The sequence below is a fragment of the Microbacterium sp. B35-04 genome, assembly GCF_010634885.1.
GTDB lineage: Bacteria > Actinomycetota > Actinomycetes > Actinomycetales > Microbacteriaceae > Microbacterium.
Genome location: NZ_MWLP01000068.1, coordinates 1 through 13,238, shown reverse-complemented (window position 1 = coordinate 13,238; position 13,238 = coordinate 1). Strand labels below are relative to the sequence as shown.

Sequence of the window (13,238 nt, the reverse complement as noted above, 5' to 3'; positions counted from 1 at the left end):
GAAGATCGGGTCACGGGGCCGTGCGGGGGAGGAGCTCGCCCAACCTGCCCGGGCGCGCACCGAGCCACGGCTTCGTCCCGTCGGACGGCGCGTAGGGCCCCGCCTTGCTCGTGCGCTTTCCGAGCGCCACGAGCGACTCGGCCAGCGCGACGGCGCTGGCCACCCCATCGATGACGGGGAGCCCCAGCGCCTTCTCGAGCTCGTCGTCGAGCCCGGCGAATCCCGCACAGCCCAGCACCACCACGTCCGCGCCACGCGCGACGACGGCGCGCGCGGCCTGCAGCAGCGCGGACCTCGTGCTCTCGGGCTCGTCGGTGATGTGGGAGACCGCGACGTCGCTGGCGACGATCCCGGCGCATCGGTCGTGCACGCCCGCATTCCTCAGACTGTCCTCGATGCCGGCGATGGCGCTCGACACCGTCGTGACGACCCCGAACCTGTGTCCGACGAGGCACGCGACATACGCCGAGGCCTCGGTGATGTCCACGACGGGCTGGCGCACCGCCTGGCGCATGCCCTCGCGCCCGTGCTCTCCGTAGCCGGCCATCACCACCGCATCGAACGGGTGCGCGTACGCCAGCACCGCGTCGATCGTGGCCACCGCCGTGGCGAAGCTCTCGAGGTATCCCTCGGCCGACCGCGGGCCCCAGGACGGCCCGATCCCGACGATGCGGGTGCCGTCGCGGGCCGCATCGCGGGCGATCGCGGCGATCGCGGAGGTCATCGCCTCGTCGGTGTTGCAGTTCACCACGAGGATGGTGGCGGCTGTGCTCATCGCAGTTCGCCGTCAGCTGCCACCACACGCCCGCGGTGGATCACCGTGCGCTCCGCGAACCGGTCCATCACCGCGGCGGCGGGTGTCTCACCGCGCAGCACCACCAGCTCGGCCGGGTCGCCGATGTCCACTCCGGGCCGGGCGTCGGCACCGATGCGCCGCAGGGAGGTGTCGATCACTCCGGCGCCGCCCCACGTGCCGACCGCGAGCGCGGACTCGATGAGGTCGTCGCGCGAGTACCCCTGCGTGTACGCCAGCAGCCACGTGCGCTCGAGCATGTCGCCGTTGCCCCAGGGCGACCAGTAGTCCCGCTGCCCGTCCATGCCGAGGCCCACGCGCACGTCCGCGGAGATGAGCTGCTGCAGCGGCAGGTCCAGCGGCACGGCCAGCGAGCCCTTCGGTGCGATCGTGGTCAGCGCGATGTCGAGCTCGGCGAGGGCGTCGATCGCGGCAGAGACTGCGGGCGTGCCGGAGGCGAGCGAGAAGGCGTGCGAGACCGTCACGCGCCCGCGCAGGTCGAGGGCGCGGGTGCGCTCCACGATGAGATCGAGCGAGAACAGGCCCATCGAGCCGCCCTCATGCAGATGGATGTCGATGCCGACGCCGTGCCGCTCCGCGAGGTCGAAGACGGTGTCGAGATGACGAACGGGGTCGCGGTCGATCTCGCACGGGTCGATGCCGCCGATCAGATCGGCGCCGTTGCGGAGCGCCTCGTCGAGGAGATCGGGCACGCCTTCTTCGAGATGGATGCCGACCTGGGGGAACGCCACGATCTCGACGTCCGCGCGGTCCTGGTGGGCCTCTCGCGCCGCCAGCACACCCTCGAACTTCTCGAGCCCCGAGTCGGCGTCGACCTGCGCGTGGCTGCGGACGCGGGTGACGCCCTGCGCGACCATGCGCCCGAGCGTGTACGTGGCGCGCTCCGCGACCGGCAGTTCGGCGGTGCGCCAGTTCGCACGGTCGTTCATGATGTGGGACCAGCGCGTTTCGCCCGCGGTGTTCGGGCGGAAGGGCAGTCCCAGCCGGGTCGAGTCCAAGTGCACGTGCACGTCGCTGAAGGACGGAAGCAGGATGCCGCCGCGGCCGTCGACGGTCTCGACGGACTCCGGCGGGGTCTCGGACGAGACCGGCGCGATGTCGATGATCCCGCTGTCGTCGAGGACGACGTCGGCAGGCACGCCGCCCCAGGGCCGGACATTGCGGAGGACGGTGATCGGCATGGGTGCTCGCTCTCGGATCAGGGGTCGGGGTGGTGGTACGGCAGAGCCGGCCGGCCGGGTGCGGCCGGCCGGCTCTGCGGGCGGGTCAGTCGGCGAAGGTCACGTCCGAGAGGGAGTACTCCCCGTCCACGCGCGGCGTCCAGTCGATGCCGGGGGCCACCGCGTAGTCGGCGACGGGGGTGAACAGCGGGATGAGATAGGCCGACGCGAAGTTCGCCTGCGCAAGGCGGTCGAACACGGCGATCCGATCCGCACCGGCGACGGTGCGCTGCTCCGCCACCAGCGCCGCAGTCTCGGGGCTCTTGGCATAGTCGTTCTGCCCGCCGGCGAACATGTTGGTGATCGGCATGTCGCCGTCCATCGTCGAAGGCGCCCACGTGTTGAGGTAGAGCCCCGCCATGTCGACGGTGCCGTAGATGCGGTTGGACAGGCTCGCCTGATCCATGCCGACGAGCTCCACGGTGATGCCGACCGCCTCGAGGTAGCCGCCCACCGCCTGGGCGATCTCGGCGCTCATCGGAATCCGTCCGTCCGTCGCGTACTCCAGGGCGATGGGGGTGCCGTCGTACCCTGCCTCCGCGAGGAGCGACTGGGCGAGCTGCGGATCGAACGCGGGACCCTCGGCGTCTTCGACGTAGCCGGTGACGTTGGGAGCCACGATCTGGTCGTTCGCCACCGCGCGGTCGGCGAGCACGGCGCTCACGAGTTCCTCGCCGTCGATCGCGTGCCAGACGGCCTGCCGGATGCGGGCGTCGGCGAGCGGCCCGGTGGTGGAGTTGATGCCGAGGAACGTCGCGCCGTTGGACGGGCGGGAGGCGACGTCGACGCCGCTGCCCTCGATCGCCGACACCTGGTTGGGCGAGATGAGGGCGATGTCGAGGCTGCCGGAGATGACGCCGTTGAGGCGGGCCTCCTCGTCGGCGACGGTCTGGAAGGTGAGCGTCTCGACCTCGGGCGCGCCGCCCCAGTACTCCTCGTTCGCCTCGAGGACGTAGTCGACCCCCCGCGTCCAGCTGACGAACGAGAAGGGACCGCTTCCGACGGGTGCCTTGGCGAACTCCTCAGAGCCCAGCTCCGTGTACACCTCCTGCGGCACAATTGACTGGGCCGTCGTGATCGACGGCCACGGTGAGAACGGCGAGTTGAGCGTGAACACGACGGTCGTGGCATCCGTCGCAGCGACGGACTCGAGCATCCCCATGTAGCCGAGGTTGTCCGAGTCGGGAGTGGCGAGCACCGTCTCGTACGTGAAGACCACGTCCTCCGCGGTCAGCGGCGTGCCGTCGTGGAACTCGACGTCGTCGCGGATCGTGAAGGACCACTGTGTGAAGTCGTCGTTCGACGACCACTCGGTGGCGAGCGAGGGCTGGATGGCGCCGTCCTCGTCCAGCTTCGTGAGCTGGTCGAACAGGTTGTAGTAGATGTTGTAGCCCGCGAGGGAGCCGTCCACGATGGGGTCGGGCGAATTCTCGGGCTCCGTCACGACGCCGATCGTGAGTTCGTTGCCCGGTGCGGCGCCGGTACTCCCGGTCGCGGCGCATCCCGCCAAGGCCAGGGCGCCGGCCACGACGATCGCGGCGCCTGGCGCTGCGCGGTGCAGCCGGGTCGTAGGTGTGCGTGACATGTGATCCTCTTTCAGCTGTTCTCGGCGATGCGGTGCGGTGCGGGTGGAGCGTCCGACCTGAGGTGCGGGTCGGGGATCGGGATGGCGGACAGCAGCGTCCGCGTGTACTCGTGCCGCGGCGTCTCGAAGACGCGGTCGGTGTCGCCCTGCTCGACGATCCGTCCCTCGCGCATCACGGCGACGCGGTCGGACAGATAGCGGACCACGGAGAGATCGTGGGCGATGAACAGGTACGACAGACCGTGCTTCTCCTGGAGATCGGTCAAGAGGTTGATCACCTGCGCCTGCACCGAGACGTCGAGCGCCGACACGGGCTCATCGAGCACGAGGACCTCGGGCCGCAGTGCGAGCGCGCGGGCGATCCCGATGCGCTGACGCTGGCCGCCCGAGAACTGCGCCGGCGTGCGCCGCAGTGTGTCGGCCCCGATTCCGACGTCGGCCAGCAGCTCGACGACGCGGTCCTTGGAGTAGGCACCGACGATCTGCAGCGGCTCGGCCACGATGTCGTGGACGCTCAGACGCGGGTCGAGCGACGAGTACGGGTCCTGGAAGACGAGCTGAACACGGTTCTGCACGGCGCGGCGTCGCGTCGGCGGCAGCTCGTCGAGCTTCTCGCCCAGCACGCGGATGGTTCCCGACACCGGGGTGTTCAAGCCGAAGACCGTCCGCACGAGGGTGGACTTGCCGCAGCCGGACTCGCCGACGAGCCCGAGAGTCTCGCCACGGGCGAGGGTGAGCGAGACTCCGTCGACCGCCTTCACGACGTGCCGGCGGGACAGGCCCGTTCGGCGCGTGAAATGCACGTGCAGGTCGTCGATCTCGAGGACCGGGGCATCCACCGAGCGCAGCACGTTCACGAGGCGACCGCCCGCGCGAACTCGCCCACGCTGTCGACGTGGTGACAGGCGGCGGCGTGTCCACCGGCGAGGGGGACCAGACCCGGCTGCGTGCGGATGCACTCCTCGGACTTCGCCGCCAGTTCGCACCGCGGTGCGAACGCGCAGCCCTGCGGGCGACCGGCGGGTGCCGGGGGCGAGCCGGGGATCGCGTACGCCCGGCCCGATCGGCGATCCACCGCGAGGAGGCTCGCGAGCAGTCCTGCGGTGTAAGGATGCCGCGGCCTGTCGAAGATGTCCCACACGGAACCGCGTTCGACGATCCGGCCGGAGTACATGATGCAGATCTCGTCCGCGGTCTGCGCGACCAGACCGAGGTCGTGCGTGATGAGGACCATCGCTGCGCCGCTGCGCCGACGTGCATCGGCGAGGAGCTCCATGATCTGCGCCTGGATCGTGACGTCCAGTGCGGTCGTCGGCTCATCGGCAACCAGCAGCCGCGGATCATGGGCGATCGCCATGGCGATCACCGCACGCTGGCGCATCCCGCCGGACCACTGGTGCGGGTATGCCCGCGCACGCTCGGCCGGATCGGAGACGCCCACCGAGCGCAGAAGTTCCTCGACGCGCTCGTCGAGCTGGTCCGCCGACCGCCGCTCTCCGTGCAGCCGCACGGCGCGTGCGATCTGCGCTCCGACGCGCTTCACCGGGTTCAGTGCGGTCATCGGGTCTTGGAAGACCATCGCGAGCTCATCGCCCCGCAGCGCGCGCAGTTCGCGCTCGGGCATTCCGAGCAGGTCCCGGCCGCGGTACGAGACCGAACCTCCCAGCACCTCCACCCCAGCCGGCAGCAGGCCGAGTACGGCGGCCATGGTCAGGCTCTTGCCCGAGCCGGACTCTCCGACCAGGCACAGCACCTCACCCTCGCCGACGCTGAAGGACACGCCGTCGACGATGCGGACTTCGCCGTCGCGGCCGCGGGTCCCGACGACGAGATCGTCGACGCGCAGCAGTTCTCGAGTGGTCATCGAGCGGCCTTTCTCTTGCGGCGGCGGAGGGTGTGCAATTCTCGTTCGGCCGTGAAGCGCTGGCTCACGAGGTTCGTCCCGATCACGACGAGGAAGATCGCGATGCCCGGGATGATCGCGAGGTACGGCGCATCACGCACGTACTTCTGGCCCTCGCTGATGAGCAGACCCCACGAGGGGGTGGGCGGCTGGACGCCGAGGCCCAGATAGTCGAAGGAGGATGTGAGCAGCAGCACCCCGCCGATGTCTGCGGAGGCCAGGATCAGCATCTGCACGCTGACGTGGGGTGCGATGTGGGTGGTGACGGTCCAGACGGGTGTCGCGCCCTGGATGCGAGGAGCCACGACGAAGTCCCGCTCCCGCAGCGACATCGCGGTGCTGCGGGCGACACGCGCGTAGCCCACCCAGAAGGTCGCGGCCAGCGTCACGACCATGAGCCACACGCTCGGCCCGAGCGCGGCCGACATCGCGATGAGCACCAGGATGACGGGCATCGCGAGCTGCACATCGGCCCACGCCATGAGGGCGTTGTCCACCCGGCCGCCCGCGTAGCCGGCGATCATGCCGGTCGCCATGCCGATCAGCGCGTTGAAGACCACGACGACGATCACGATCCCGAGCGACACCTGCCCGCCGAGCGCGAGGCGGCTCGCGAGGTCGCGGCCGAGCATGTCGGTGCCGAGCACGTGCTGGGCATCCGTGAACGGCGGCGCGAGCGTCGCGCTGAGGTCCTGGGTGTACGGGTCGTAGCCGGGCAGCAACGGGACGACGAAGAGATAGACGGCGACCAGCCCGAGCAGTCCGAACCCCAGACGCTCGAGCCCGGTGAACCTGGGGAAGCGGAAGCGTGCGGCGGTATCAGGTGCCGGCGCGGCGGCGATGCGATCGGACTCCGTGGTGCTCATGCGGCCCGCCTCACTCTCGGGTCGAGCAGCGCGCCGACCACGTCGACCAGCGCGTTGCAGAGGATGAACAGAAGGGCGACGACGATGAGACCCGACTGCACGACGGGGAAGTCGCGCGAGTACACCGCGCTCAGCATGAGCTGGCCCATGCCCGGCCACGCGAAGACGTTCTCGACGATCACGAGCCCGCCGAGGAAGGCGCCGAGGCTGATGCCGGCGATCGTGAGCACCGGCAGCGCCGCGTTGGGGAGCAGCTCGGCGAGGACGACATGCGAGCGACGCTCGCCGCGGGCGAGAGCGGTTCGTGCGTAGTCGAGCTGAAACTGCTCGCCGAGGGAGTTGTCGAGCAGACGCAGGTAGACGACGAACTGCGCGGTCGCGATCGTGACGGCCGGCATCACGATCGCCAGCGGGTCGCGGTTGCCCAGCGAGGGAAGCCAGCCGAGGGCGACCGAGAAGACGAGCACCAGCAGCAGCCCGAAGAAGAAATCCGGGATCGCCTGCCGAGCGGAGCCGAGCCCCAGCAGCGTGGTGCGCAGCGTCCGGCTCGCGGTGAGCTGGATCAGCACCGCCGCGGACCCGGCGAGGACCACCCCGAGCACGAGGCCCACGGCGCCCAGCTGGAGCGATGCGGGAAGACGCTCGAGCACCAGCTCCATGGAGGACACCCCGGGCTGCCTGTAGGAGTCGCCGAAGTCGCCGGTCAGGACCCCCGCGAGGTAGTCGACGTACTGCTGCCACAGCGGCAGATCGAAGCCCAGCTGGCTGTCCAGCGCGTCGATCTGCTCCGTCGTCGCGGTGTCGCCCAGCAGCAGCGCCGCTGGACTGCCGCTCAAGCGCCCCAGCAGGAACGCGATGGTCACGACGATGAAGATCGTGACCAGCGACTGCACCGCGCGACGCCCGAGCACCTTTCCCATTCCGCTGCCTTCCATCAATTGGATGATTTGGTATACAGAATCGAGGATGGATGTTTCATCGGCGTGACGTGGAGTTACTGGCAGGTGAAACTCTGCGAGCTCGCAATCGACCACCCGGGCCACGCTTAGCCTTGAAATAACTGGAGTGGCGATTGCCTGCACCCACTCAGCCGGTGAGGATGGCCCACTTCATGTCATCGCGCGTCATCCCCTAACCTGTTCGAACAGACTCCATTTGGGATACAGAAAGGAATTCGATGGGCACACGCACGCTGACGTCCACCGACGTCGAACGCCTCGTCGAGTGGGAGGGGCTGCTCGCCGCCCTCGAGCGTGTCCATCGTGAGCTCGCGACCGGTCGAGCCGTTCAGCCGGCCCCCGTGCCGCTGCGGGACCCGTCGGCGGAGGCCGCAGATTCGCCGGCCGTGGTCCCGATGCTGTCGTTCGCTCCCGACCTGGGGCTGTTCGCCGTGAAGGTGCTCGCCGACGCACCGCGCAACCGCGAACTGGGGCGCCCGGCGCAGCGTTCAACGGTCAGCCTGTATGCCGCCGACACCGGCGAATGCCTCGCCATCGTCGACGGCCGGGCGCTCACGAGGATCCGCACCGCGGCGGCGACGACCATGGCCACGCGGGCACTCGCGCGCCCCGACTCTCGGACGCTCGCGCTGCTCGGCTCGGGCGCGCTCGCGATGGAGCACGCCGCGGCGCTCGGCCGGGCATTCGAGCTCGACGAGATCCGGGTGTGGTCCCGATCGGCCGACCGGGCCGGAAGCGCGAGTGACGGATTGCGCGCCCTCGGGATCCCCGCCGTCGCCGCCGCGTCCGCAGCGGACGCTGTGCGGGAGGCCGACATCGTCTGCACGCTGACCCCTTCGCTCTCGCCGATCCTCAGCGCGGGCATGCTCGCGCCGGGGGTGCATGTGAATGCCGTCGGCTCTCCGCCGCGACGTGCCTACAGCGAGCTCGAGTCGAGCGTCTTCGCGCGGGCGGCTGTCGTCGCCGTCGACAGCCGGCAGGTCGCCTGGGCGGACTCCGGCAACGTGCGCAACGCCGTGACTTCGGGTGCCGTCGCCGAGGCGGACATCGTCGAGATCGGCGAGGTGCTGGAGGGACTCGTGCCCGGACGCACCTCCCCGGAGGACACCACGATCTTCAACTCGGTGGGGATCGGTCTGCAGGATCTGGCCGCCGCCGATCACATCCTGCGGCGCGCCGCCGCCGCGGGTGCTGGCACGATGGTCACGATCCGCGAATGACCGAATCGAGGGCGCGATGACCGACACGCTCGTGGCGACCGATGAATCGCTGGCGGCGCAGGCGTACCAGACGCTGCGCCGCGGCATCATCGTCGGGCGGTTCGAGGAGGGCTCGGCCCTCAAGGAGCACCGGCTCGCCGTCGAGCTCCAGGTCTCGCGCATCCCGATCCGTGCGGCGATCGCACGGCTCGACAACGACGGTTTCGTCCGCACGGCCCCACGGCGCAGTGCGCGCGTGGAGGGCTGGACCGATCGCTCGATCAACGAGCTGTTCGATGTGCGCCTGAGCCTCGAGACGCTGGCTGCGCGCCGGGCGGCGCAGAACGTCCTGCATGGGGCCGATGCGACGCGGCTCGACGCCTCGCTCGATTTCGCCCACGGCGCCGTGGCCGACGGGGACCGCCTCGCGATCGCCGAGGCGCACGCGCGGTTTCACGACAGCATCGTCGACGTCGCCGACAGCAGCCTGCTGTCGGCGCTCATGCGCGCGGTGCTCGGGCGCATGACGTGGCTGTTCTACCTCACCGGCGCGGGGCGCGATCCGGCGGTGCAGTCCCACGAGCACGACGAGCTGCTGGCCGCCATCGCCGCCGGCAACGATCGGCTGGCCGAGAGCCTGGCGTTCTCCCACATCGAGAAGGGCCGGGAGCCGTCGTTGTCGATCATCCTGGACGCCCCCGCGCGCAGCGCCTGACACGACGAGGGGCCTCCTAGGATGGCGGGATGACGGACACCCCCGCGCTCCCGCCCATCGCGATCCTCGGCGCCGGCTCGATGGGCGGGGCGATCGCTCGCGGCCTGTCGCGCTCCGGACTCGCTGCCGGGGGAGTGACGACCACCAACCGCTCGCGCGCGAAGGCCGCCGAACTCGATGGTCTCGTCGGCGTGTCGAGCATCGCCCTCGAAGAGCACCCGACCGGGAACACGGATGCCGCGGCCGCCGCGGACGTCGTGCTGGTGGGGGTCAAGCCGGCGATGGTCCCCGACCTCCTCACGGAGATCGCCCCGGCACTGAGCCCCGGCGCCATCGTCGTGAGCCTGGCCGCCGGCGTCACGATCGCGACGTTCGAGCGGATCCTCGGCGAGGGCGTCGCGGTGCTGCGCTCGATGCCCAACACGCCCGCGCTCGTCGGGCGCGCGGTCACGGGGCTCGCAGCCGGATCCCTCGCCGACCAGGCGGCCGTCGCCACCGCCCGCCGGCTGTTCGAGACCGTGGGGACCGTCATCGAGGTGCCGGAGGCGCAGATCGACGCGCTCTCGACGATCTCGGGCTCCGGTCCGGCCTACTTCTTCCTCCTCGTGGAGGAGTTCACGAAGGCCGCGCTCGGCAAGGGGTTCTCCGAGGCGGAGTCGCGGCTCATGGCCGAGCAGACCTTCATCGGTGCCGCGGCGCTGCTCGAGGCATCCGGTGAAGACCCTGCGGAGCTGCGTCGACGGGTGACGAGTCCGAAGGGCACCACGGAACGGGCGATCGCCGTGTTCCAGGAGGCGCGTCTCGACGACGTCTTCGTGGCGGCGACCGACGCGGCGCTCGCCCGTGCGAGGGAACTCGCGCAGGGCGGGTGAGCCCTCGGCGGCGGATCAGTCGCGGGGCTGCGTCATGTACCACTCGGTGAACGAGCGCGCCCGTCCGTCCTCGTCGAGGTCGACCACCCACAGGTTGCGGTAGACGCGCCCGTCAGGCAGCTCGTCGTTCGGGGCGTAGTCCGTTCGCGCATCCACGAAGACGCGGTCACCGTCGACGCCGGCGATCTCCCACTCGAACTCGTATGTGCCGGGTTCGTCGCGCGCCTCGAGCCAGCCGGCGACGATGGCGTCGGCCCCGGCCCACGGCTCACCCCAGGGCTGGGTGAAGTACACGGCATCGTCGGTGAAGAGGGCCCGGATGTCGTCGGGCTCGTACGTCTTCCATGCCTTCTCGTACGCTTCGACCCAGCGCCTGGCAGCGGCATCCGTCGTGTTGCGCTCTGTCATGCCGCGAGTATGCCGCGCAGCGGGGACATCCGACAGAGGGCCTCAGCGCTCGAGCGACGCGAACCGCTCGATGTCGGAGTTCGTGCCCGACACGATGATGAGGTCGTGGTTGGTCACCACGGTGTTCGCCTCGGCGTACCGGAACGGCTTGCCCGGGCTCTTCACGCCGACGACGGTGACGTTGTACTTGGTGCGCACTCCGGACTCGTTGAGGCCGACGCCGCGGATGAACTTCGGCGGATACAGCTTCGCGAGGGCGAAGTCGTCGTCGAAGCGGATGAAGTCGAGCATCCGCCCGCTGACCAGGTGGGCGACGCGCTCGCCGGCCTCGCGCTCGGGATAGATGACGTGGTTGGCGCCGACGCGGGCGAGGATCTTGCCGTGCGACTGCGACACCGCCTTCGCCCAGATCTGCGGCACCTTCAAGTCGACGAGGTTGGCCGTGATGAGGACGGATGCCTCGATCGACGAGCCGACCGCGACGACGGCGACCGAGAAGTCCTGCGCGCCGATCTGCTTGAGCGCGTCGATGTTGCGGGCGTCGGCCTGCACCGTGTGGGTGACGCGCTCCGACCACTTCTGCACGAGGTCGAGGCTGTCGTCGATCGCGAGCACCTCGCGATCGAGCCGATCGAGCTCGCCCGCGCAGGCGGCACCGAAGCGCCCGAGTCCGATCACGAGAACGGGCGCATCGCCCCTGATTCGCTCAACCAACGATCGGCCTTTCCACGGGCAGCGAGTAGAGCTGCGAACGGGATGACGCGGCCACGGCCGCGGCGAGAGTCACTGTACCAACGCGACCCATGACGATCGTGATCGCCAGCACGTAGACGGCCGGATCGGGCAGCTGGGCGGTGAGCCCGGTCGACAGGCCGACCGTGGCGAAACCCGAGATGACGTCGAACAGCACGTCGCCGAGATCCGCCTTCGTGATCTGCGTGATGATGATCGTCGAGATCGCGACGATGGTCGCCCCCCAGGCGACCACCGAGAGGGCCACGCGAAGCACATCGCTGGGGATGCGCCGGCCGAACACCTGATTCGACGCGCGCCCCTTCGCCTCCGACACGACGGCCAATGCGATCACCGCGAGCGTGGTGACCTTGATGCCGCCGGCGGTCGACGCGGAGCCACCGCCGACGAACATGAGCATGCACGCCACCAGCAGGCTGGATTGATTCAGCTCGCCGATGTCGAGGATCGCGAAGCCGCCCGATCTCGTCATCGCCGAGAGGAAGAACGCCTGGAAGGTGGTGTCCCACGCGTCGTTCGTGCCCAGGGTGAGCAGGTTGTCGTACTCGAGCAGGAGGAACACCGCGCCGCCGAGGAAGAACAGCGCCACCGTGGTGATGATGGTGAGCTTCGCGTGCAGCGACCACCGCCGCACCCTCCAGCGCTGCCGCAGGAGGGTGTAGATGACGGGGAAGCCGATGGAACCGAGGAACACGCCGGCCATGAGCACCGTCAGGAAGAAGTAGTCGTGACGGAAGGGCTCGAGGCCCTCGGCGTTCGGTGTGAACCCCGTGTTCGTGAACGACATCGCGGCGTAGAACGGGGCCTCCCACAGCGCGACGTCCCACGGGACGCCCGCGAGCAGCAGCCCCGGATAGAGGAGGATCGCGATGATCACTTCGATGACGAGGGTCGAAAGCGCCACCGTCGCGAGCAGGCTGCCGATCTGGCCGAGCTGCACGGTCTGACCCTCGTTGACGGGTCCGCCGTGGGTGCGGAGGGGGTTCGAGTCGCTCGCGGCGATGAGTTTGGCGCGCAGTCCCAGGCGGCGCGAGATCACGAGACCCAGGATGGAGGCGAGCGTCAGCACGCCGAGTGCACCGATCTGGACGCCGACGAACACCAGCACATGGCCGAACGCGGACCAGTGCGTGGCCATGTCGACGGTCGCGAGTCCCGTGACGCAGATGGTCGACACGGCCGTGAAGAAGGCATCGGCGAACGGGGTGACCTGCCCGCTCGCCGCGGCGACCGGCAGCGAGAACAGTCCCGTGAAGAGCAGGATCAGCGACAGGAAGATGAGGATCGCGAATCGTGCGGGGGAGCGCTGCGTCAGGTCGCGGAAGAATTCCATGAACGCGTGGCCCAGCACGCGCAGGCGGCCCATGCCCGAGACGGGGGCGGCTCGCCTGCCATCCGTCATACGGGAATCCTCCTGATGCGAAACGGCATTCGTGTGAACCGCCGGCGGTCGTGATCATGGTACTCCGCAGGGCTCCCGACTAATCTGAGCACATGGCGGACATCTTCGACGTGATCGCAGACGGAACGCGTCGCGACATCCTGCGACTGCTGCTCGATCGATCATCCGCCGGAGAGCGCGGCACCAGCGTGTCGCACATCGTCACGGAGCTCGGCGCCAGCCAGCCGACGGTGTCGAAGCATCTCAAGGTGCTGCGTGACGCGCACCTGGTCTCGGTGCGCGAAGAGGGGCAGCACCGCTACTACAGCCTCTCCGCCGAGCCCCTGGACGAGGTCGACGACTGGCTCGTGCCGTTCCTCGACGGCGATGGCAGCGCCGGCGAAGAGGCCGCTGCGGGGCTGCCCGACTCCGCCGCCCACGCGGCCGAGGTGGTCGGCCGGGCCGCGGCATCCGCCAAGCACGCTTTCGAGAACGCCTTCAAGCGCCTGCCCGGCCGCTAGGACGACGACGGCGGTGACGGATGCCTCGACTCGAGGCATCCG

Annotated in this window: 14 protein-coding genes; 4 read left to right on the top strand and 10 right to left on the bottom strand. The window is 69.7% G+C overall.

Annotation, left to right across the window (positions count from 1 at the left end; genetic code table 11):
* Positions 1-10: 10 nt before the first annotated feature.
* The 7 genes from B1729_RS14975 to B1729_RS14950 form a co-directional block, all read right to left on the bottom strand.
* Entirely contained in the window at positions 11-775 is a 765-nt protein-coding gene (locus tag B1729_RS14975) for an aspartate/glutamate racemase family protein (protein WP_163618305.1), read from the bottom strand.
* A complete protein-coding gene (locus tag B1729_RS14970; protein ID WP_163618306.1) occupies positions 772-1,995 on the bottom strand; it encodes an amidohydrolase family protein in 1,224 nt (407 codons plus the stop codon). Before B1729_RS14970 ends, B1729_RS14975 begins: the two co-directional genes overlap by 4 nt.
* Positions 1,996-2,080: 85 nt before the next feature.
* The gene (locus B1729_RS14965) at positions 2,081-3,619 is read right to left on the bottom strand and encodes an ABC transporter substrate-binding protein (protein ID WP_163618307.1); all 1,539 of its coding nucleotides are present in this window, start codon (positions 3,617-3,619) and stop codon (positions 2,081-2,083) included.
* Between the two features lie 11 nt (positions 3,620-3,630).
* Positions 3,631-4,470 carry an ATP-binding cassette domain-containing protein gene (locus B1729_RS20640; RefSeq protein ID WP_204260085.1) on the bottom strand — a complete coding sequence of 280 codons (840 nt, stop codon included), beginning with the start codon at positions 4,468-4,470 and terminating at the stop codon, positions 3,631-3,633.
* 2 nt (positions 4,471-4,472) lie between these two features.
* Complete coding sequence (locus tag B1729_RS20635) at positions 4,473-5,483, bottom strand: ABC transporter ATP-binding protein (RefSeq protein ID WP_204260086.1); 1,011 nt, start codon at positions 5,481-5,483, stop codon at positions 4,473-4,475.
* Positions 5,480-6,388, bottom strand: a complete 909-nt coding sequence (locus B1729_RS14955; protein WP_163633546.1) for an ABC transporter permease — start codon at positions 6,386-6,388, stop codon at positions 5,480-5,482. Before B1729_RS14955 ends, B1729_RS20635 begins: the two co-directional genes overlap by 4 nt.
* Positions 6,385-7,323, bottom strand: coding sequence for an ABC transporter permease (locus B1729_RS14950; RefSeq protein WP_204318939.1), 939 nt, complete (start codon positions 7,321-7,323; stop codon positions 6,385-6,387). Before B1729_RS14950 ends, B1729_RS14955 begins: the two co-directional genes overlap by 4 nt.
* 242 nt (positions 7,324-7,565) lie before the next feature.
* Between B1729_RS14950 and B1729_RS14945 the strand changes: the two genes are divergently transcribed.
* From B1729_RS14945 to proC, 3 genes are read left to right on the top strand one after another with little or no spacing between them, the layout of a single operon-like run.
* The gene (locus tag B1729_RS14945; RefSeq protein ID WP_163633542.1) at positions 7,566-8,567 is read left to right on the top strand and encodes an ornithine cyclodeaminase family protein; all 1,002 of its coding nucleotides are present in this window, start codon (positions 7,566-7,568) and stop codon (positions 8,565-8,567) included.
* Between the two features lie 16 nt (positions 8,568-8,583).
* On the top strand, positions 8,584-9,261 hold the full coding sequence (locus B1729_RS14940) for a GntR family transcriptional regulator (protein ID WP_163618311.1): 678 nt from the start codon (positions 8,584-8,586) through the stop codon (positions 9,259-9,261).
* A gap of 29 nt (positions 9,262-9,290) precedes the next feature.
* Entirely contained in the window at positions 9,291-10,133 is an 843-nt protein-coding gene (gene proC / locus B1729_RS14935; protein WP_163618312.1) for a pyrroline-5-carboxylate reductase, read from the top strand.
* 15 nt (positions 10,134-10,148) lie between these two features.
* On the opposite strand, the gene B1729_RS14930 is transcribed toward proC, so the two are convergent.
* Genes B1729_RS14930 through B1729_RS14920 form a run of 3 tightly spaced genes read right to left on the bottom strand, consistent with a single transcriptional unit; the run spans position 10,149 to position 12,660 of the window.
* Positions 10,149-10,541 (bottom strand): nuclear transport factor 2 family protein, encoded by a 393-nt coding sequence (locus tag B1729_RS14930; protein WP_163633540.1) that lies wholly within the window; start codon positions 10,539-10,541, stop codon positions 10,149-10,151.
* Between the two features lie 42 nt (positions 10,542-10,583).
* A complete protein-coding gene (locus B1729_RS14925) occupies positions 10,584-11,255 on the bottom strand; it encodes a TrkA family potassium uptake protein (RefSeq protein WP_163618314.1) in 672 nt (223 codons plus the stop codon).
* A complete protein-coding gene (locus B1729_RS14920; RefSeq protein WP_163618391.1) occupies positions 11,248-12,660 on the bottom strand; it encodes a potassium transporter TrkG in 1,413 nt (470 codons plus the stop codon). Before B1729_RS14920 ends, B1729_RS14925 begins: the two co-directional genes overlap by 8 nt.
* Positions 12,661-12,788: 128 nt before the next feature.
* Between B1729_RS14920 and B1729_RS14915 the strand changes: the two genes are divergently transcribed.
* The gene (locus B1729_RS14915) at positions 12,789-13,196 is read left to right on the top strand and encodes a metalloregulator ArsR/SmtB family transcription factor (RefSeq protein WP_163618315.1); all 408 of its coding nucleotides are present in this window, start codon (positions 12,789-12,791) and stop codon (positions 13,194-13,196) included.
* Positions 13,197-13,238: the final 42 nt, after the last annotated feature.